This window comes from Solilutibacter silvestris, from assembly GCF_050574925.1.
Classification (GTDB): domain Bacteria; phylum Pseudomonadota; class Gammaproteobacteria; order Xanthomonadales; family Xanthomonadaceae; genus Solilutibacter; species Solilutibacter silvestris_A.
The window spans coordinates 119616-138606 of record NZ_JBCMOO010000003.1 but is presented as its reverse complement, the minus strand read 5'-3'; the positions used below and the strand labels follow the sequence as shown (position 1 = coordinate 138606).

Sequence of the window (18991 nt, the reverse complement as noted above, 5' to 3'; positions counted from 1 at the left end):
TTCCAGCCGAAAAGTCTCACGCCTTCAATTTGTACCCGGTCCGGAAAATCCACCACACCGCCAGCAGGCATAGCAGCAGGAAGCCCAGCGTCGCGGCCACGCTGATCGCCACGTTCACGTCGGACAGCCCGTAGAAACTCCAGCGGAATCCGCTGATCAGGTACACCACCGGATTGAACAGCGCGATTTTCTGCCAAAGCGGCGGCAGCATGCTGATCGAATAGAACGCGCCACCGAGGAAGGTCAGCGGGGTCACGATCATCAGCGGCACCACCTGCAGCTTCTGGAAGTCGTCCGCCCACAGACCGATGATGAAACCGAACAGGCTGAAGCTCACCGCGGTCAGCAGCAGGAAACACAACATCCATAGCGGATGCGCGATGTGGTACGGCACGAACAGCCGCGCGGTGACGAGGATCAGCACGCCGAGCATGATCGACTTGGTGGCCGCGGCGCCGACGTAACCGATCACGATTTCCAGCGGCGAGATCGGCGCGGACAGCAGCTCGTAGATGGTGCCTGCCCATTTCGGCATGTAGATGCCGAACGAGGCATTGGAAATGCTCTCGTTGAGCAGGGACAGCATCAGCAGGCCCGGGATGATGAAGGCGCCATAGCTGACGCCGTCGACCGCGCCCATGCGCGAGCCGATGGCCGCGCCGAACACCACGAAGTACAGCGAGGTGGACAGCACTGGCGAGGCGATGCTCTGGGTGATGGTGCGGAAGGTGCGCGCCATCTCGAAGCGGTAGATGGCCTTGATGCCGTGGATGTTCATGCGCGCACCTCCTCGTCGCGGGGATCGTCGTGCACGAGGCTGACGAAGATGTCCTCGAGCGAGCTTTCGCTGGAATGCAGGTCCTTGAAGCCGATGCCAAGGTCGCCCAGTCGGCGCAACAGGGTCGCGATGCCGCTGTGTTCGGCCTGGGCGTCGAAGGTGTAGACCAGCGCATTGCCGTCGTCTGCCAGCTCCAGCGGCTCGCCGGCCAGCTCTTCCGGAATGCCTTGCAGCGGCGCCTGCAATTGCAGGGTCAGCTGCTTCTTTCCGAGCTTGCGCATCAATACATGCTTGTCCTCGACGACCACCAGCTCGCCCTTGCGGATCACGCCGATGCGATCGGCCATTTCCTCGGCCTCTTCGATGTAGTGCGTGGTCAGGATGATCGTGACGCCGCTTTCGCGCAGTTCGCGCACCATCTGCCACATGTCGCGGCGCAATTCGACGTCGACGCCGGCGGTGGGCTCGTCGAGGAACAGGATGCGCGGTTCGTGCGACAGCGCCTTGGCGATCAGCACGCGCCGCTTCATGCCGCCGGACAGGGCCATGATCTTGCTGTCGCGCTTTTCCCATAGCGACAACGCGCGCAACACCTTTTCCAGATGCGCCGGATCCGGCGGACGGCCGAACAGGCCACGGCTGAAGCGCACCGTTGCCCACACGCTCTCGAAGGCATCGGTGGACAGTTCCTGCGGCACCAGCCCGATCTTCATGCGTGCCGCGCGCGATTCGCGCACGATGTCGTGACCGTCGGCGAGCACGGTTCCGGAGCTCGCATTGACGATGCCGCAGATGATGTTGATCAACGTGGTCTTGCCGGCGCCGTTCGGGCCGAGCAGGGCGAAGATCTCGCCGCGGCGGATATCCAGGCTCACATCCTTGAGCGCCTGGTAGCCGGAAGCGTAGGTCTTGCTGAGGTTGCGCACCGAAACGATGAGTGGCGTGTCGTTCGACATCATGCGAAACCCGGGCTCATGGCAGTAGGACGCATCGTACTGCCTTGCAGTCCCTACAGGGGATTCACCCTGAACTTGCGGCCCTTGATCTTGCCGGCGCGCAACTGTTCCAGCGCGTGCTTCGCCTTGTTGCGCGCGATGGCGACATAGCTACGGGTCGGGAAGACGTCGATCTTGCCGATCGCATCCTTTGACACGCCGGCATCGCCAGTCAACGCGCCGACGATGTCGCCCGGACGCAGCTTGTCGGTGCGACCGGCGTCGATGCGCAGCGTCGCCATCGTTGCCTGTGGCACTTCGCGCGGCTTGCCCGCGAGCGGTTCGACCTTCTCGTAGCGGATCGCCGTGCCCTGGCGTTCCTCGACCAGCGCGGCGCGCCCACGTTCCTGTGTCGATACGAGGCTCAAGGCCAATCCGGCCTTGCCGGCGCGACCGGTGCGGCCGATGCGATGCAGGTAGGTGTCGACATCGGTGGGCAGTTCGTAATTCACCACCGCGCCGATGTCGTCGATGTCGAGTCCGCGCGCGGCGACGTCGCTGGCGACCAGCACGTTGCAGCTGCGGTTGGCGAAGCGCAGCAGCACCTCGTCGCGATCGCGTTGTTCCATGTCGCCGTGGAGGGCGAGGGCGCTGAAACCGTAATGCGCCAGCGAACCGACCACTTCCTCGGTGTCGCGACGCATGTTGCAGAACACCACGGTGGATTCCGGGCGGAATTGCAGCAGCAATGCCGCCAGTTGCGGTGCGCGCCGCGCGGGTTCGGCCTCGAAGAAGTGCGTCTCGATGGAAGCCGGTTGCGCGCCGCCTTCGACGCTCACTTCCAGCGGATCGCGCAGCATCGCCTTGGCCAGCGTGCGGATCGTGTCCGGGAAGGTCGCCGAGAACAGCAGCGTCTGGCGTTCCTTCGGCGTGCGCTTCACCAACGCGCGGATCGGTTCGTCGAAGCCCATGTCGAGCATGCGGTCGGCTTCGTCGAGCACCAGCGTGCGCACGTTGCGCAGGTCCAGTGCGTCCTTCTGCACCAGTTCCAGCACGCGCCCGGGCGTACCCACCACCACGTGCGGCGCATGCGCCAGCGACGCCAATTGCGGGCCAAGCGGGATGCCGCCGCACAGCACCGACAGTTTCAGGTTGGCGATGCCGGTGGCGAGCTTGCGCAGGGCCTTGCCGACCTGGTCGGCGAGTTCGCGGGTCGGACACAGCACCAGCGCCTGGGTTTGCACGACGCCGGCATCGATGCCCTGCAACAGGCCCAACCCGAAGGCCGCGGTCTTGCCACTGCCTGTCGGTGCCTGCGCGATGAGGTCACGGCCGTCGAGGATGGCGGGAAGGGCTTGTGCCTGGATCGGCGTCAGTGCGGTGTAGTCGAGCGCATCGAGGCCCGGCCGCAGGGACGGGATGAGCGCGAGGTCGGCGAAGGAGACGGGGGTTGTCATCCTTCAATGATCGCAGGGCGGTGGCCGGGTTGCGAGCGCGAATGGGCGTATGTTATCGTTGATAACATAATCGGCAGGCCACGGAGTTCGCGGTGGATTCGCAAGACACGCAGGCCCTGCCATCTGGAACCGCTGCACCGCATTCGCTCTGGCGCGAACTGCGCGACGCCATCCGCGGTACCGAAGCCGATTACACCAAGATCCCGTTGCGCCGCGCGGTGCTGCTGCTGGCGGTGCCGATGGTGCTCGAACTGGTGCTGGAATCAACCTTCGCCGTCGTCGATATCTATTTCGTCGCGACGCTGGGGCCGTCGGCGGTGGCCACGGTCGGCCTGACCGAGAGCTATCTGTTCCTGCTCTACGCCGTGGCGATGGGTCTGGCGATGGCGGTGACGGCGGTGATCGCGCGCCGGATCGGCGAGGGCAAGAAGGAAGAAGCGGCAATCTCGGCGGTGCAGGCGATCTTCGTCGCGCTGCTGGTCGCGTTGCCGGTGGCGGTCGTCGGCATCGTCTATGCGAAAGACCTGCTGCGGTTGATGGGCGCCGACGCCTGGGCGCTCGCCCATGGCTATCGCTACACGCAATGGATGCTCGGGGGCAATCTCGTCATCCTGCTGCTGTTCGTCATCAATGCCGTGTTCCGCGGCGCCGGCGATGCCGCGATCTCGATGCGCGTGCTGTGGCTGGCGAACGGACTCAACATCCTGCTGTGCCCGTTGCTGATCCTCGGCTACGGACCGGTACCGGCGCTGGGCATCGAAGGCGCGGCGATGGCCACCAACATCGGGCGCGGCTGCGGCGTGCTGTTCCAGTTGTGGATGCTGCTGCGTGGGGGCAAGCACATCCGCGTGCTGGTCTCGCAGATCAGAGTGCATGGCGAGGTGTTGTGGAACATCGTGCGCACCTCGCTGGGAGGGATCGGCCAGATGATCGTGGCGATGAGCGCGTGGATCTTCCTGATGCGCATCCTCGCCGACATCGGCAGCGCGGCGGTGGCAGGCGCGACCATCGCGATCCGGTTGATGATGTTCACGATGACGCCGGCCTGGGGCATGTCGAACGCGGCGGCGACGCTGGTCGGGCAGAACCTCGGCGCCAACGAACCGGGACGCGCGGAAGCGGCGGTGTGGCACATCGGCTGGTACAACATGGGCTATCTGCTGGTGATTGCCGCCTGTTTCTTCCTGTTCCCGCAGCAACTCGTTGGCTTCTTCACCCACGATCCCGCGGTCATCAAGGTCGGCGCGGAATGGCTGCGCATCCTCTCGTATTCGCTCTACGTCTACGGCTGGTGGATGGTCAGCGTGCAGGCCTTCAACGGCGCCGGCGATACCGTCACCCCGACGCGCATCAACCTGGTGTTCTTCTGGCTGATCCAGATCCCGCTGGCGTGGTTGCTGGCGCTGCACTTCGGCTGGAAGGAAACCGGCGTGTTCTGGGCGGCATTCGTCTCGGAAACATCGGTCGGCCTGTTCACGCTGTGGCTGTTCAGCCGCGGTGGCTGGAAGACGGCGAAGGTCTAGGGCGCGGCTAAACTGGGCGCATGGCCGCGCATCCTCTCGACAATCCATTCTGGTCGTCGCTCGACAGCCTGCATGCAGCGCACGCGCTGCGATCGGGCGAAGTGGCGTGTTATCCGGCGGATATCGCGCCCTTCATCGGGGCGTCGCGCGCGGATGCATTCGAACCCGTGGCATTGTCGGCGTTGATGGCGCCGGGCGAAGCGCGGTTGCTCCTCGGCGTGTTCCCGGACACCGCGCCGGCCGGCTGGGAAATCGAACGCTTCCCGGACTTGTTGCAGATGGTCTGCGAGTCGCCACTGCCTGTGATCGACGGACCGGAGATCGTCGCGCTCGACGCCGACCAGCCGCAGGACGTGCTCGCGCTCACCGCACTGGTCTATCCCCACTATTTCCGGCCACGCACCATGGTGCTCGGCAGTTATTTCGGGTTGCGTCCACGGCAGTGGCTGGAAGCGATGGCCGGCGAGCGGCTGGGCATGCCGGGCTGGCGCGAGATGAGTGCGATCTGCACCCATCCCGATGCCGTCGGTCGCGGCCATGCACGCCGACTCACCACCTTCCTCACCAACCGGACGCACGCCCGTGGCGATGTTCCCTTCCTGCACGTGAGTCCGGACAACGTGCGCGCCGTGGAATTGTATCGACGCCTCGGCTATCGCCTCCGCCGCAGCCTGCCGTTCGCGGTGCTGCGGCGTCGGTAGGTCGGCGAACACTTCATTCCCGTTCGAACTTCCTGAGTTCGTCCAGCTGCGCCTGCGCCTTGCGGATGCTCGCCGTCGAGGCGACATCGTCCATCCACTTCGCCAACTTGATGCGCCGGGGATCGGCATGCGACCAGCGGTACACCCCCCAGGTCGCCAGCAGGCCGAATGCGCCGACCGCGAAATTGATCCACACCCACAGTGGCGTGCCGGCTTGCAGCGGATGTTCGGCAAGTCCGGCGAAGGCGATCACCACCACGATCCACATGATCCACCACGGCAGCCCGAGCAGGACGGCGCCAAGCAGCTGGAACTTGCGCAGCAGCGTCAAACGCTTCTGGATGGCCAGCACCGGGGCGGCGTGGTCGATGCTGCCGATCAATCCCATGGTGATGCCGCCGTGGACGACGTTGGCGATGCCGAAGGCGTGGAGCACGATGCCGGCCAGCAGATAGCCCGCGGTGTGGAGATTGTTTTTCCAGCAGGCGATGCCGAGCAGCGCCAGCGCTACGCCCAGCAGGATCTGCAGCAACTGCCCCCAGAACAGTGGTCGCAGGCTGGCATGCAGTCGATCGCGTTTGCGCTCGGTCAACAATTGCAGGTTGACTGCGTCCTGGTGGTCGAGGCGCTGGTTCAGCGATTGCCAGGCGGTCTTGAAGTCGTCGAGTTCCATGATGATGGGTATCCCGTTGTCGAATGTCGTCAGAGTTCGTTGCGGATGCGCTGTTTCAGGCGTCCGATCTTGGTGGAGACGTTGGCTTCGCTGACGCCGAGGATGTCGGCGATCTCGCGCTGCGGTCGTTCGTCGAGGTAGAGGATCAGCAGGGCGCGATCGAGCGGCTTCTGCGCACGGATGAAGCGCTGCAGCAGTTCGACCTGCTGTTCGGTTTCGTGGTCGGCCGCGTTGTGGTCGGCGATGTCGTGCGTGTCGTCGAGCGGCACGAGATGGCGTCGGCGGCGACCGTCGCCGCGACCGAAGCTGATCGCGACATTCAACGCGATCCGGTACATCCAGGTCGAGAAGCTGCGCGCCGGATCGTATTGCGGCCACGCGCGCCACAGCTGCATGGCGATTTCCTGGACCAGGTCGGCGCGGTCCTCGGGCAGGCGCGACCAGGAATTGGCGACCTTGAACAGGATGCCGCGATGGCGCTCCAGCAGGGCGCCGAACGCCTCGCGCGTTTCCAGGTCGATCGCCGTCGGTTGCATCGCTTCGTCCATTCCTCTGCCACGGTTGCGGGGCCGTGGTGGGCGCCCGTTATCGTAGTGATTCGCGGCGAAGGGCGGTTTCTCACATCCCCGGCGTATCGATCCCCAATCGGGACAGAAGGGCCATCGCGCTGGCCGGATTGCGTTCCTTGGCCGCGCTGATGAAGTAGAGGAAGACCTCGCGCGGCTGCACCGGTGCAGCGATCGGGGATACGTGCGGCAACTCGGCGGGATCCTCGCCGCTGGCCCAGCGTTGCGCCAGCGCCGCCCATGCGGCGAGCTCCTCGTCGGGGTAGCCGGTTTCGATCCAGGTGCGGCTGCGCATCAGCCGCGCGTAGACGAAATCGCCGCTGATGTCGGCGATCTGCGGCAGGTCGGGCGAATCGGTGTGGACGATGGCCATGCCGCGCGCGCGGGCGATGGCGACATAGTCGGCATTGACGAAGGCGGCATCGCGCACGTCGAGGACATGACGCAGGCGGCGGCCATCCAGCGTGTCCGGGATCAGGTCGAGGAAGGTGGTGAAATCATCGCGGTCGACCTGGGCGTTGCGATCGAGCTGCCAGACCACAGGTCCCAGGCGGTTGCGCAGGTGCGCGAGGTCGCCGAGGAAGGCATCGACCTGGCCGCCGGTGGACGCCAGCCGTCGCGATTGCGTGATCCGCTTCGGCGCCTTGGCGCTGAAGACGAAATCGTCGGGCACCGCATCGCGCCAGCGCGCATAGGTCTCGGGCTTCTGCGCCGCGTAGTAGGTGCTGTTGATTTCGATGCTGGTGACATGGCGGCTGGCATACTCCAGCTCCCGCCGTTGCTGCCATCCCTTGGGATAGAAGCGGCCGCGCCACGGCTCGTATACCCAGCCGCCGATGCCAATCCTTATGGCTTCTTTGGTCCTGTCCATGGGCCGGATTGGATGCGCATCCGCGCGCTTGTGCAAGTGCCGATTGCGCGAACTGTGGGATCGGCTACGCTTGTGCCAACGGACTGGAACAGGGTTCCCACTATGCATCTGATTTTCCGCCGCTTTCTGGCCGTGACGCTGGTCGCGGTGTGCGCCATCGCCAACGCCGCGCCCCAGTCCGCGAACACCCCCGCAAGCACGTCGACGGCGATCGATCCGTCGCGTCTTGCAGCCTTCGACGCCTATGTCGACGCCGTGCGCAAGCAGTTCGACGTGCCGGGCATCGCGGTGGCGATCGTGCAGGACGGCAGGGTGGTGATGGAGAAGGGTTACGGCCTGCGCAACATCGACGACGGCAAGCCGGTCGATGCCCACACCATGTTCGCCATCGCCTCGAACACCAAGGCGTTCACCGCGGCCTCGCTGCAGATGCTGGCCGAGGACGGCAAGCTCGACATGAACGACAAGGTGATCGATCACCTGCCGTGGTTCCGCATGTCCGATCCCTACATCACCAACGACATGCGCATCCGCGACCTGCTCGCGCATCGCAGCGGCTTGAGCCTCGGTGCCGGCGACCTCCTGTACTGGCCGACGTCCAGCTACACCACGCGCGAAGTCGCCGAGCGCCTGCGCAACGTGCCGATCACCGGCCAGTTCCGCGCCCAGTACGCCTACGACAACATCCTGTTCGCGGTCGCCCAGCTGGTGATCGAGGACGCCAGCGGCATGTCGTACAAGCAGTTCCTGCAGACGCGTTTCTTCAACCCGCTGGGCATGACGGAAACGCGCTACAACAGCGACGACCTCAAGTCCGGCGACAACGTCGCCACCGGACACGCCAAGTTCAATTTCAAGGAACTGAAGACCGTGGGCACCACGACCTGGCGCAACGCCTCGGGCGCCGGCGGCCTGTATTCCAGCGTGCATGACCTGACGCAGTGGATGAACGCCCAGCTCGCCGGCGGCCAGATTCCCGGCAGCGACAAGCGACTCTTCAACGAGAAGAGCCAGCGCCAGATGTGGTCGGTGCTGACGCCGATTCCGGTCGGCAAGCCGTCGGTGCCGGAACTGCAGCCGATGGTGCCGAACTTCAGCGGCTACGGCGAAGGCTGGTTCCTCAGCGATTACGCCGGCAATCGCCTGGTCTGGCATACCGGCGGTTGGCCGGGCATGGTCTCGCGTGTGACGCTGGTGCCGGATCGCAAGCTCGGCGTCGTGGTGCTGACCAATCAGGAAGTGGGCGCCGCCTTCCAGGCCGTGACCTACAAGGCACTGGACATCCTGCTCGGCCGCGTCGATTACGACTGGCTGGGCGCGTACGCCAAGGCGGTGGCCAAGGCATCGGGCGATTCCGACGACAGCTGGAAGAAGCACCAGGCAGCACGCGATGCCAAGTCCAAGCCTTCGTTGCCGCTGTCCGGCTACGCCGGCATCTTCCGCGATCCGTGGTACGGCGACGTGGTGGTGAAGCAGGGCGCGAAGGGACTGGAGATGCGGTTCGCGAAGACCGCGGAACTGGTCGGTGACATGGAGCCGTGGCAGCACGACACCTTCATCGTCCACTGGCGCGAGCGCGCGTTGAACGCCGATGCCTTCGTCAGCTATGCGCTGGATGCCGACGGCAAGGTGCGCGAGGTGCGGATGGAGCCGGTATCGCCGCTCACCGATTTCAGTTTCGATTTCCAGGACCTGCGCCTGACCCCCGCCAAATAACCGGACGCAAGCCGAGGCATGAGGATCGAGGAACGCCGGATCGACGTCGACCAGTTGCAGCCGGGCATGTACGTGTGCCGGCTCGACCGGCCGTGGGACGGCACGCCGTTCCCGTTGCAGGGCTTCCTGGTGCGCAACGACGACGACGTGCGCGAAATCGAACGCTGGAGCAGCGTGGTCTTCATCGACGTCGAGCTGTGCGAACCGGCGCAGCGTCGTCGCCTGCTGACGCTGACGCCACGCGCGGATCGCATCGTCACCCGCGCCGAGCGCGAGCAGGACGAGCAGGCGTTCCAGCAGCGTTTCGAACGCGAGGTGCGCATCGCCGACAAGGCGTTCACCACGTTCACCGAGCAGGCCTCGGTCTTGCTGGATGCGTTGCGCAGTCGCGACACCCTCGACCAGCAGAGCGTGGATGCCGCCGTCACCCCGGTGGTCGCCGCGGTCACGCGCAACCAGGATGCCTATTTCTGGCTGATGGCGTTGAAGCGCCATTCCGACTACGCCTATCGCCACGCCACCAATTGCTGCGCGCTGGCGATCGCCTTCGGGCGCGCGCTGTCCTATCCGGAAAGCGGATTGCTGTCGCTGGCGCGCGGCGGGCTGCTGATGGATATCGGCATGGCCAGCGTGCCGGCCAACGTGGTCGATCGCCCCGGCATGCTGCACGCTTCGCAGGCGATGGAAATGCGCAACCACGTCGAAGAAGGTTGCCGCCGCTTCGACGCCGCCGGTTTCAACGACTCCGAGGCGCGCGACATGCTCGCCTGCCACCACGAATTCTTCGACGGCAGCGGGTATCCGCGACGGCTCGCCGGAACCGGAATCCCACTCAGTGGACGCATCGCCTCGATCGTCGATGCCTTCGACGCCATGTCCAGCGATCGTCCCTATCGTGCGGCGATGACGCGCGATGCCGCCTTGCGCGAGCTGTACCGCGGACGCGACCGCCAGTTCCAGAGCGAGCTGGTGGAGGAATTCGTGCGCTGCCTCGGCGTCTATCCGGTCGGCACCCTGGTGGAATTGAGCAGCGGCGAAATCGGGATCGTCGTCGCGCAGAACAATGCGCACCGGCTGCGTCCGCGCCTGATGCTGCTGACCATGCCGGACAAGACCCTGCGCGATCCCTTTGTTCCGTTCAACCTGCTCGGCAACGAAGTGGACGAGAATGGCGAGCGCCTCGGCATCGTGCGCAGCGTCCACGGCAACACTTACGGGCTGGATCCGACGGAGTTGTTCCTGTGAGCGGCTATCGCCGCGTGCTCGCCGAGATGGTCACCCTCATGCGGCAAGACGATCCGTTCGCGTTGCTGGTGGTGCGCCTGCGGCGCCTGCGCGAAACCGAGCTCTCGTTTGGCCATGCGATCGGCGAGCAATTGCAGCGCGAAACAGAACTGCTGATCCGCGACGCACTGCGTCCCGGCGACATGCTGTTCCACATCGGCGAAAGCGATTTCGCGATCCTGCTGCCGGCAGTGCGTGGCGAACCGCATGCCGAACTCGCCGCGGCCAAGATCGCGCGACTATTCGATCATCCGATCCAGCTCGATCGCCACTCGGTGCTGGCGCGCGTCACGGTTGGCGGCGTGGTGTCGTCGCCGCAGGAACGCACGCCGGAAGAAATGCTGATGGCGGCCGATCACGCCTGCGCGTGGGCGATCCATTCCCGGCACGGTTACGAGATGGCGCGCGGCCAGGAATTGCGTCCGCCGGTCGGCCACAGCGTGCTGGCCGAAGCGTTGCGGATGAACGCCTTGCAACTCCACCTGCAGCCGATCCAGGAAATCGCCACGGGCAGGACCGTCGCCTACGAAGCGCTGGCGCGCTGGACGCTGGCGGATGGCCGTTCGGTGTCGCCGGCGGATTTCGTGCCGATGGCGGAGCAGAGCGGTTTGATCGGCGAACTGACGGTATGGAGCCTGCACGCAGCCATGCGCCACCTCGCGACGTGGAGCAAGGTCGCCCCCGATGTGGTGTGCGCGGTGAACGTGTCGCCGCTGTTCGCGGCCGATGCCGGATTCCGCAGCCTGGTCGAGCGCGCGTTGTCGATCTGGAGCGTCCGCCCCGAGCAACTGATGCTGGAAATCACCGAAACCGCGTTCGCCAACAACATCGAGGCGGTGATCGATTCGATGATCGGGCTGAAGGACAAGGGCATCGGCATCGGCATCGACGATTTCGGCAGTGGCTACGCCACCTTCTCCTACCTGAAGGACTTCCCGGTCTCCGAGCTCAAGATCGACCGCATGTTCATCACCGATCTCGCGCGCGACACGCGCCTGCGCCAGTTGGTGGCGTCGATGATCGACATGTCGCATCGCCTCGACATCCATTGCGTGGCCGAAGGGGTGGAGGATCAGGCGACCCTCGACGTGTTGACCGAGCTCGGTTGCGACCAGGTGCAGGGCTATGTCATCGGTCGCCCGGCGCCCGCCGAGGACGTGGTGGCGGCGATGGTGGACGGCCGCGACGTGGCCTGAACACTTCGTTCGCACATTCCCGGCACAATTAGGGCCTGCTAACGCCATCGGGGCACGTCATGTTGCCTTGTGCGGTTGTCAGGTGGTCGCGCGTGGCGCTGCAGCAGGCTGGCTGCCTGTTCAAGCCGCGCACGGCCGCATGGCGACCGCACAAGGCAACCCGATGGGCCGTGCCAAGGCACGCACGCTGCATCGTCGTCACTCGCTCATTTATCGACATAAACTCGCTCGTTCTTCCTTGCATCGCACGCGCCTTGGCACGGCATGACGTGCCCCGATGGCGTTAACAGGCCCTGACATGATCTTCCGCTGGTTCGAATCCCTCGTCGACCCCTTCGCTCCCGGCCACGACGGCACGCCGCCGTCGTCGATCTGGCGTTTCTATTGGCATTACCTGCGCCAGGTGCGCGGCGTGCTGGCCGCGATCTGCGTGGTGGGCTTCTTCGTCGCGCTGGTCGAAGTCTCGCTGTTCGACTTTGTCGGCAAGCTGGTCGACATGGCCGGCAAGATGGCGGCGCCGGATTTCTTCCGCGTCCACGGCGGCGAGTTGCTGTGGATGGCCTTCGTCACCGTCGTCGCGAGGCCGTTGCTGCTCGGCATCCACGACATGCTGGTGAACCAGTCGCTGGTGCCGTCGTTCACCGCGCGCATCCGCTGGCAGCAGCATCGCTACGTCAATCGCCAGAGCATGGCGTTCTTCCACAACGATTTCGCCGGCCGCATCGCCAACCGCATCATGCAGACCGGTGCGTCGCTGCGCGAATCGGCGGCGCAGATCGTCGACGCGCTGTGGTACGTCATCATCTACACGCTCACCGCGCTCTACCTGTTCGCCAAGGCCGATCCCCGGCTCACCGTGCCGCTGGTGTTGTGGCTGTTCGGCTACATCGCATTGCTGTGGTACTTCGTGCCCAAGACCAAGGTGCGTTCGCTGGCGGCATCCACCGCGAAGTCGAAGTTCATGGGCCGCGTGGTCGACGGTTACACCAATGCCGCGACGCTCAAGCTGTTCCCGCACGCGGGGCTGGAAGACGAATACGTCCGCGAGTCGGTGCAGGAGAACGTCGACAAGGTGCGCGCGATGACGCGCCTGACCACCGCGATGGACGTGGCGATCACCACCCTCAACGGCCTGATGATCGCCGGCACCGGCGCGCTCGGGCTGTGGCTGTGGTCGCAGGGCAGGGTCAGTGCGGGCGCGATCGCGCTGTCGACGGGCCTGGCGATCCGCATCAGCAACATGTCGGGCTGGATCATGTGGGTGGTCAACGGCATCTTCGAAGCCATCGGCACCGTGCAGGATGGCATGCTCACCGTCGCGCAGCCGCTGACGGTGGTCGATGCGCCGGAAGCCAAGCCGCTGGTGGTGACGCGCGGCGAAGTGCACTTCGACAACGTGCATTTCCACTACGGCAAGGCCGGCGGCGTGATGGCGGGATTGAACCTGCACATCGCGCCGGGAGAGAAGGTCGGCCTGGTTGGTCCGTCCGGCGCCGGCAAGACCACGCTGGTGAACCTGCTGCTGCGCCTCTACGACCTCGAATCCGGCCACATCCTGATCGACGGCCAGGATATCGCCCACGTCACCCAGGCCAGCTTGCGCGGGCAGATCGGCATGGTGACGCAGGACACTTCGCTGCTGCATCGCTCGATCCGCGACAACCTGCTGTACGGGCGTCCGGCGGCGACGCCGGAGCAACTGGCGGCGGCCGTGCATGGTGCGCGCGCCGACCAGTTCATCCCGGAACTGGTCGACAGCGACGGCCGCATCGGTTACGACGCCCACGTCGGCGAGCGCGGCGTCAAGCTTTCGGGCGGCCAGCGCCAACGCATCGCGATCGCGCGCGTGCTGCTGAAGGACGCGCCGATCCTGGTGCTGGACGAAGCGACATCCGCGCTCGATTCCGATGTCGAGGCGGCGATCCAGGACAGCCTCGATGATTTGATGCAGGGCAAGACGGTCATCGCGATCGCGCACCGGCTGTCGACGATCGCGCGGATGGATCGATTGGTGGTGATGGACAAGGGGCGCATCGTCGAATCCGGCACCCACGCCGAACTGATCGCGCAGGGCGGGCTGTATGCGCGGTTGTGGCAGCGCCAGACTGGCGGCTTCGTCGCGCTGGACGACGACAACGATTAAACGACCTGCGCTGCCTGGTTGCCGTGCGGGCGCGCGGGACGACCCTGCCAATCGAGCAGGCGTTCGAGGTGCGAGAACACGTCACCACGCCCGAACGGCTTGCGCAGGAAGGCGTCGGCGCCGATGCGCTGCGCGTAGTACTGCTCGGTCGCCTGCTCGTTGCCCGACATCATGATCACCGGGATGTCGCGCGTGCCGGGATCGCGGCGCAGGGTGCGCAATACGCTGAAGCCATCCATGCCCGGCATCACGATGTCGAGCAGGATCGCGTCGGGGCGTTGTGCATGGATGCTGGTCATCGCGTCTTCGCCGGAAGCGGCGGTCGTGACCTGCACGCCAGCCTGCTTCAGCATTCGTCCGAGCACCGAGAGCACGGTGCCGGAATCGTCGACGATCAGCAGCCGCGTGCCATGGCAGGGATTGCGTCGTGGATGGCGGCGGCGTTCCTCGCCAGCGTAACCATTGGTTGGAAGATCGGTTGCGACGACAGGTGCGGTGGCTTCCCCCGGCACCTTCGTCGGTACCGGCCAACGCAGAAAATCGATCCAGCCCATGAATCCCCCAGCTCAGCGTCCGATGCCGAAAAGTCGATTGTACTGGGGGATCCGGGCTTGTGCTCGATTCAGCGCGCCGTAGCCGCGGACAACCGCGCCAGGCCGATCAGTCGTGCCGCGCGCAGGCCGCCAAGCACCAGCGTGCCCAGCTGCAGCACCAGCATCGCCATCGCGACATTGCCCTTGATCAGGTCGAGCACGATCAGGGGCGACACCAGCGCCGCCAGCCCCATCGTCACCACATAGACCAGTCCCACCGAGAACGGGCGGCGCAGCATCAGGCCGATGCCGCGCAGTGCCGCGCGCCACGCCGCACGCAGTTGGCCATCGGCGGCGAATTGCGCGCGCGTCGCATCCAGCGCGCATTGGGCGATGGCGAATGCCACCACCATCACGGCCGTTCCCACGTACTGCAGGTGTTTGGCCTGGCTGGTCAGGATGGCGGCATCGGCGGATTTTCCGATCACGCCGAACACGACGCTGGCGAGACCGAGCAGTGCGCCGAGCGGAATCGCCAGGACCAGCCAGACGCGGAACTGGCGCCAGTATTCGCGCAGGCCGCCGTGCAGCAACTCGCCGAAACCGAGCGGACGTCCTTCGCGCAGGCTCGCCACCAGCATGCCGGAGAGCAGCGGCGACAGCAGCAGGGCAAACACGAAGGTCACGCCGATATGCAGGCCGAGTGCCTGGCCGCCACCGTGGCCGAGCATCGAGAAGATGCCGTCGGCCAGCAGCGGCACGTTGTTGCCGGCATCGATGTCCGCTGCCTGCGGGCTGTGCCCGAAGGTGTTGGCGATCATCGCGCGCAGCGGCACGCTGGCGGCGATCGCCGGAATCAGCGCGGCCAGCAGCCACAGGATCAACATGCGCCAGTGGCGCGGAGCGCTCGTCAGTCCGCCGATCAGGGCGCGGAACCCGTTGACGCGGCCGCTCACAGCAGCTGCCCCTGGGCGATCGCCAGCTGCAGCCAGCCCATCGCGCGCGTCGCCAGCGACATCCGGTGCGGTTCGACGGTGCGACCGTTGTCGATCTGCGACACGTCCAGTCCATGCAGGCCCTGCGGATCAAGCTCGGCCTTCACGACCTTGGCCGGACCACTCCATTGGTAGCGGAACCAGCGCTGGTCCCCGTCGAGGTTCACCATCTTGACGCTCCCGTCGTCGAACGTGACTTTCAGTTGTTGCGGCACCGCCGCACCGTCGCGGCGCACGACCACGGTGGATTCGAACGGATACGGGCCGCCGCTCTTGGCGTCCGGATGCTGTTTCTTCCATGCGGCGCGCGCATCGTCGATCGACTTGTCGACCTCGGCCTGCGTCATCACCGTGCGCTTGCCGTCGACCAGGCGATAGCCGTTGCCCGGCGTTTCCTCGCGCACGTCGATGCTGGCGACGCGGTCGTCGACCTTGCGGGCGTTGAACACCGCGATGTCGAACGAGCGATTGACCACGTCGGGACGACCGCTGCCTTCGGCCAGCGCATCGCGGAAATCGGTCAGCGTCGGATGGCGGAACTTCCAGCGTTCGTAGTAGAACTTCATCGCGCGGCCCATCGCCTCGTGGCCGATCTGCGCCTCGATGTCATTGAGCATCGTCGCGGTGCGCGAATACACCGTGTTGTAGCTGCCGGGCAGGCGATCCCAGGAATTCTCGCCGACCGGATCCTTCGGATCGTCCAGTCCGGCGCTGAGGCGTTCGAGCGCGCGCAGCGGCATCACCGTCCCCAGGCCGAAGCGCTTGCTGAAGCTCGATGCCAGCGACAGTGCCTGGTGGCGATCGCTGAGCATGCGGTCGTCCCAGTACTGGTTGACGCCTTCGTCGAGCGCCGGTTCCTCGAATTCGTTGGAAGCGAGGATGCCGTAGAAATAACCGTGGCCGAATTCGTGGATGGTGACGAAATCGATCAGGTACTGGCCGGTCGTGCCCGGCGAGAAATCCTTGGCGTGATCGGCGGTGAAGAAGGTCGGGTATTCCATGCCGCCGGCTTCGTCGGCGTTGTGCGGCGGCACCACCGCGGTCACCGTGCGATAGGGATACGGGCCCAGCGTGTCGGAGAAATAGGTCAGCGAATCGAGCGTCGCCTTCAACACCGGTTGGGCGTCCATCGCGTATTCGCGCGGCACCAGCACGCGGACCTTCACCGACGGGCTGCCCGGGTGCGTCCACGTCGCTTCCAGCGGCGTCGCCGTCTTGTTGTCGGCGGTCCAGGCGAAGTCGTGGACGTCGTCCTGCGTGTAGCGATACGACACCAGGTTGCCGGATTCGGTGGGCGTGCCCTGGAGTTCGCCGGTGGCGCCGACGGTATAGCCCTTCGGGACATGCAGGGTGACGTCGAAGCTGCCGAAATCGGCGTAGAACTCGCTGTTCATGTGGAACTCGTGGGCGTTCCAGCGCGGCGCGGTCGCGCCACGTTCGCCCGGGAGTTCCAGTACGCCGATCTTCGGGAACCACTGCCCGACCAGGTGGAAGGTGTCGAAGTAGCCGGTGCGTGCGACGACGCGCGGCAACTGGTCGAAGAAGGCGATGTCGAAGGTGCTGCTGGCGCCGGCGGCGACCGGTTGCGGCAGGTCGACGCGGACCACGGTGTGGTCGGTCTCGGGGCCGTTGTCGGGATGCACGTAACTCCAGCGCGCGACCTGTTCGCCCTGCTTGATCGAATCGAGGCGGATGTAGCCCCAGTCGTTGTCGCCGGTGGCGACTTCGCTGCGGAACTTGAAGCCGCGGTTGCGTTCGCTGAAGAAGGTGCTGCCGTTGCTTTCGAAGCCGTTGAGATAAAGGTGCAGGTAGATGCTGCACACCGGCTGGTTGCTGCGGTTGCGCCAGGTCAGCTGTTGGCGACCGGTGACGGTGTGCTTGACCGGATCGAGCGTTGCGTCGATGGCGTACTTCACCACGCGATCCGACAGCGTCGCGGCATCGGCCTTGCGCGGACCACCCCAGGCGTCGGGCGAGCTTGCAGTGGTTGGTGCCGCGGCATCGGCGGCGGCCAGCGGAATGGCCGGGCAGGATGCGGCAGGTGCCGCTGCGGCTTCAGTTGCGGGTGGCGCCGGTGTCGGCGACGAGGGCGTGATGCGTGCTGCCAGTGGCAGGACGATCGCGAGGCAAGCGAGCGGGACGAGACTTGAACGCCAGGTGCGCATGAGAGGATCCCCGATGGATCCGCCAAGAGTGGGCCAGCAGGCTAGGGCCTGCAAGGGTGACCGATGGCAGGGGTGAGGGATCACCGCTTACGCGGCATGCCGCGTGGTGATTCCGAACGCCCCGAGCCCTGCGAGGGGCCGGAATGTACTACAGGATCGCGATAGATCCTAAGTCTCGTCGTCGCCGCTGATTTCCACCAGCATGTCGAGATCGAACGCCAGCGACTCCATCTCGCGCTGCACGCGTCCGGCGGTGGCGTTGTTGGCGAGATCGAGTTCGATCTCGTGCACTTTCGGTCCGACCAGATCGCTCAAGCCCGCCGAACTCGAATCCCAATCATCGAGATGGGGCATCAGGTCGTCCACTTCCTCGATCGAATGGATGCCGTCCATGCTGTCGATCAGGTTCAGCATGGTGCGAACCTGGTCGTCGCTGCCGGTCATCCTCGCGCGCATCATCGGCATGGCACGGTCTCCTCGGGAGCCATGCCCAGCATAGACCTGTTGTGCGCGTGATGCGTGAAAAAATCAGCGCTGCGGAATGCCGCGCACCACGGGCCCGATGTTGCAGATGTCGATGTGGCCGGCCTTGTGCACGTACCAGCCGTCCTGGCGATTGCGGCGCGCTTCGATCATCTCGGCGAATTGCGGGCTGTCGCTGCGCAGCACCTCGATCGCCTCGCGTTGTTCCGGCGGCACCTCACTGGCGAGATGAATGGCGGTGATCGGGACGCGCATTTCGGGCTTGTCGAACATGCCCATCGGATCGGGGCCGCGATGGATCGCGCTCAGGTACTGCATGCCTTTCAACACGCGACCGACAGTGGTGATGTTGAGATCGAGCTGGCGTGGCGCCTGTCCGGTCACGACATACAGCTCGGCGCCATTGCTGCTGTCGGGGGCGTTGCTGCGACCGGCACCCAGCGTGCCGTAGCAATGCGTCATCCACGCGCGTCCCGTCTTCGGATCGCGCGCGGCGGGGAAGTCGCCGGAGAAGCCGACTTCCGGCGCCCAGCCGTCTCGGTCGGGCAGTGCGGTAAATGCGAGCCCCTTGGACGGTCGATCGAATTCGGCTGGGAGATGTTGCTGTGCAGGCGCCGGGTAGGGCTTGGCCTTGCCGGCTTCGTCGGCATCGGGGTCGCCGAACTGGACGACGAAGTTGTCCTGCGACCGGTACACCGACAGTCCGTCCCAGAACTTGCCGCGGGCGAGGGCCTGGATGTTGGCGACATGCGCCGGCGCGAACTGCGGCGCCAGCTCGATCACCACGCGCCCGCCGTTGACATCCATGTAAAGGATGTTCTGCGGATCGGGGCGATACCAGGCGCCGGCCGGCGCACTGTCGATGATCTCCTTGCTGCTGCGCTGCTTGGGCGGCTTGGAGGCAGCCGCGCCGGCGGTGAACGCGATGGCGCACAACAACGGGACGAGCAAGGCAGCGGTCTTGGGCATATC

General features: G+C 65.5%; 17 protein-coding genes. 6 read left to right on the top strand and 11 right to left on the bottom strand.

All coding sequences use genetic code 11. The features are described 5' to 3' along the window. Nucleotides 1-16 precede the first annotated feature (16 nt). The 3 genes from ABE093_RS07420 to dbpA are packed head-to-tail and all read right to left on the bottom strand — an operon-like array spanning nucleotide 17 to nucleotide 3170. The gene (locus ABE093_RS07420; protein WP_430760247.1) at nucleotides 17-778 is read right to left on the bottom strand and encodes an ABC transporter permease; all 762 of its coding nucleotides are present in this window, start codon (nucleotides 776-778) and stop codon (nucleotides 17-19) included. Next, entirely contained in the window at nucleotides 775-1734 is a 960-nt protein-coding gene (locus ABE093_RS07415) for an ABC transporter ATP-binding protein (RefSeq protein ID WP_430760625.1), read from the bottom strand. The genes ABE093_RS07420 and ABE093_RS07415 overlap by 4 nt, the downstream gene beginning before the upstream one ends. Nucleotides 1735-1787: 53 nt before the next feature. Next, nucleotides 1788-3170: an ATP-dependent RNA helicase DbpA gene (dbpA, locus tag ABE093_RS07410; protein WP_430760246.1), complete on the bottom strand. Its 1383-nt coding sequence runs from the start codon at nucleotides 3168-3170 to the stop codon at nucleotides 1788-1790. A gap of 92 nt (nucleotides 3171-3262) precedes the next feature. Here dbpA and ABE093_RS07405 point away from each other — a divergent pair, with 92 nt between their 5' ends. Both ABE093_RS07405 and ABE093_RS07400 read left to right on the top strand, forming a co-directional pair. Then, nucleotides 3263-4693 carry an MATE family efflux transporter gene (locus ABE093_RS07405; protein WP_430760245.1) on the top strand — a complete coding sequence of 477 codons (1431 nt, stop codon included), beginning with the start codon at nucleotides 3263-3265 and terminating at the stop codon, nucleotides 4691-4693. A 20-nt stretch (nucleotides 4694-4713) separates the two neighbouring features. Beyond that, nucleotides 4714-5394: a GNAT family N-acetyltransferase gene (locus ABE093_RS07400; protein ID WP_430760244.1), complete on the top strand. Its 681-nt coding sequence runs from the start codon at nucleotides 4714-4716 to the stop codon at nucleotides 5392-5394. A 13-nt stretch (nucleotides 5395-5407) separates the two neighbouring features. Here the strand turns inward: ABE093_RS07400 and ABE093_RS07395 are convergent, their stop codons facing one another. The 3 genes from ABE093_RS07395 to ABE093_RS07385 all read right to left on the bottom strand — a co-directional run bounded on the left by ABE093_RS07395 (nucleotide 5408) and on the right by ABE093_RS07385 (nucleotide 7504). Then, the gene (locus tag ABE093_RS07395; RefSeq protein ID WP_430760243.1) at nucleotides 5408-6067 is read right to left on the bottom strand and encodes a hypothetical protein; all 660 of its coding nucleotides are present in this window, start codon (nucleotides 6065-6067) and stop codon (nucleotides 5408-5410) included. A gap of 29 nt (nucleotides 6068-6096) precedes the next feature. Continuing rightward, the gene (locus ABE093_RS07390; RefSeq protein ID WP_430760242.1) at nucleotides 6097-6615 is read right to left on the bottom strand and encodes a sigma-70 family RNA polymerase sigma factor; all 519 of its coding nucleotides are present in this window, start codon (nucleotides 6613-6615) and stop codon (nucleotides 6097-6099) included. A 70-nt stretch (nucleotides 6616-6685) separates the two neighbouring features. Further along, a complete protein-coding gene (locus tag ABE093_RS07385) occupies nucleotides 6686-7504 on the bottom strand; it encodes a DUF72 domain-containing protein (protein ID WP_430760241.1) in 819 nt (272 codons plus the stop codon). Nucleotides 7505-7606: 102 nt separating this feature from the next. Between ABE093_RS07385 and ABE093_RS07380 the strand changes: the two genes are divergently transcribed. The 4 genes from ABE093_RS07380 (at nucleotide 7607) to ABE093_RS07365 (ending at nucleotide 13843) form a co-directional block, all read left to right on the top strand. Next, nucleotides 7607-9220: a serine hydrolase gene (locus ABE093_RS07380; RefSeq protein ID WP_430760240.1), complete on the top strand. Its 1614-nt coding sequence runs from the start codon at nucleotides 7607-7609 to the stop codon at nucleotides 9218-9220. 18 nt (nucleotides 9221-9238) lie between these two features. Further along, on the top strand, nucleotides 9239-10465 hold the full coding sequence (locus ABE093_RS07375) for an HD-GYP domain-containing protein (protein WP_430760239.1): 1227 nt from the start codon (nucleotides 9239-9241) through the stop codon (nucleotides 10463-10465). After that, complete coding sequence (locus tag ABE093_RS07370) at nucleotides 10462-11700, top strand: putative bifunctional diguanylate cyclase/phosphodiesterase (protein WP_430760238.1); 1239 nt, start codon at nucleotides 10462-10464, stop codon at nucleotides 11698-11700. Before ABE093_RS07375 ends, ABE093_RS07370 begins: the two co-directional genes overlap by 4 nt. A 301-nt stretch (nucleotides 11701-12001) precedes the next feature. Further along, nucleotides 12002-13843: an ABC transporter ATP-binding protein gene (locus ABE093_RS07365; protein WP_430760624.1), complete on the top strand. Its 1842-nt coding sequence runs from the start codon at nucleotides 12002-12004 to the stop codon at nucleotides 13841-13843. Here ABE093_RS07365 and ABE093_RS07360 read toward each other — a convergent pair. The 5 genes from ABE093_RS07360 to ABE093_RS07340 all read right to left on the bottom strand — a co-directional run bounded on the left by ABE093_RS07360 (nucleotide 13840) and on the right by ABE093_RS07340 (nucleotide 18988). Further along, entirely contained in the window at nucleotides 13840-14397 is a 558-nt protein-coding gene (locus ABE093_RS07360) for a response regulator (protein WP_430760237.1), read from the bottom strand. The genes ABE093_RS07365 and ABE093_RS07360 overlap by 4 nt on opposite strands. 68 nt (nucleotides 14398-14465) lie before the next feature. Continuing rightward, entirely contained in the window at nucleotides 14466-15332 is an 867-nt protein-coding gene (locus ABE093_RS07355) for a hypothetical protein (RefSeq protein WP_430760236.1), read from the bottom strand. After that, nucleotides 15329-17536: a M1 family metallopeptidase gene (locus ABE093_RS07350; RefSeq protein ID WP_430760235.1), complete on the bottom strand. Its 2208-nt coding sequence runs from the start codon at nucleotides 17534-17536 to the stop codon at nucleotides 15329-15331. The genes ABE093_RS07355 and ABE093_RS07350 overlap by 4 nt, the downstream gene beginning before the upstream one ends. A gap of 168 nt (nucleotides 17537-17704) precedes the next feature. After that, entirely contained in the window at nucleotides 17705-18001 is a 297-nt protein-coding gene (locus tag ABE093_RS07345; protein ID WP_430760234.1) for a hypothetical protein, read from the bottom strand. Between the two features lie 63 nt (nucleotides 18002-18064). Continuing rightward, a complete protein-coding gene (locus tag ABE093_RS07340; protein WP_430760233.1) occupies nucleotides 18065-18988 on the bottom strand; it encodes a peptidylprolyl isomerase in 924 nt (307 codons plus the stop codon). Nucleotides 18989-18991 lie beyond the last annotated feature (3 nt).

Coding starts and splice junctions, on each gene's coding strand:
- ABE093_RS07420 (WP_430760247.1), bottom strand. CDS start 778: ATGAACATCCACGGCATCAAGGCCATCTACCGCTTCGAGATGGCGCGC.
- ABE093_RS07415 (WP_430760625.1), bottom strand. CDS start 1,734: ATGTCGAACGACACGCCACTCATCGTTTCGGTGCGCAACCTCAGCAAG.
- dbpA (WP_430760246.1), bottom strand. CDS start 3,170: ATGACAACCCCCGTCTCCTTCGCCGACCTCGCGCTCATCCCGTCCCTG.
- ABE093_RS07400 (WP_430760244.1), top strand. CDS start 4,714: ATGGCCGCGCATCCTCTCGACAATCCATTCTGGTCGTCGCTCGACAGC.
- ABE093_RS07395 (WP_430760243.1), bottom strand. CDS start 6,067: ATGGAACTCGACGACTTCAAGACCGCCTGGCAATCGCTGAACCAGCGC.
- ABE093_RS07390 (WP_430760242.1), bottom strand. CDS start 6,615: ATGGACGAAGCGATGCAACCGACGGCGATCGACCTGGAAACGCGCGAG.
- ABE093_RS07385 (WP_430760241.1), bottom strand. CDS start 7,504: ATGGACAGGACCAAAGAAGCCATAAGGATTGGCATCGGCGGCTGGGTA.
- ABE093_RS07380 (WP_430760240.1), top strand. CDS start 7,607: ATGCATCTGATTTTCCGCCGCTTTCTGGCCGTGACGCTGGTCGCGGTG.
- ABE093_RS07375 (WP_430760239.1), top strand. CDS start 9,239: ATGAGGATCGAGGAACGCCGGATCGACGTCGACCAGTTGCAGCCGGGC.
- ABE093_RS07360 (WP_430760237.1), bottom strand. CDS start 14,397: ATGGGCTGGATCGATTTTCTGCGTTGGCCGGTACCGACGAAGGTGCCG.
- ABE093_RS07350 (WP_430760235.1), bottom strand. CDS start 17,536: ATGCGCACCTGGCGTTCAAGTCTCGTCCCGCTCGCTTGCCTCGCGATC.
- ABE093_RS07345 (WP_430760234.1), bottom strand. CDS start 18,001: ATGCCGATGATGCGCGCGAGGATGACCGGCAGCGACGACCAGGTTCGC.
- ABE093_RS07340 (WP_430760233.1), bottom strand. CDS start 18,988: ATGCCCAAGACCGCTGCCTTGCTCGTCCCGTTGTTGTGCGCCATCGCG.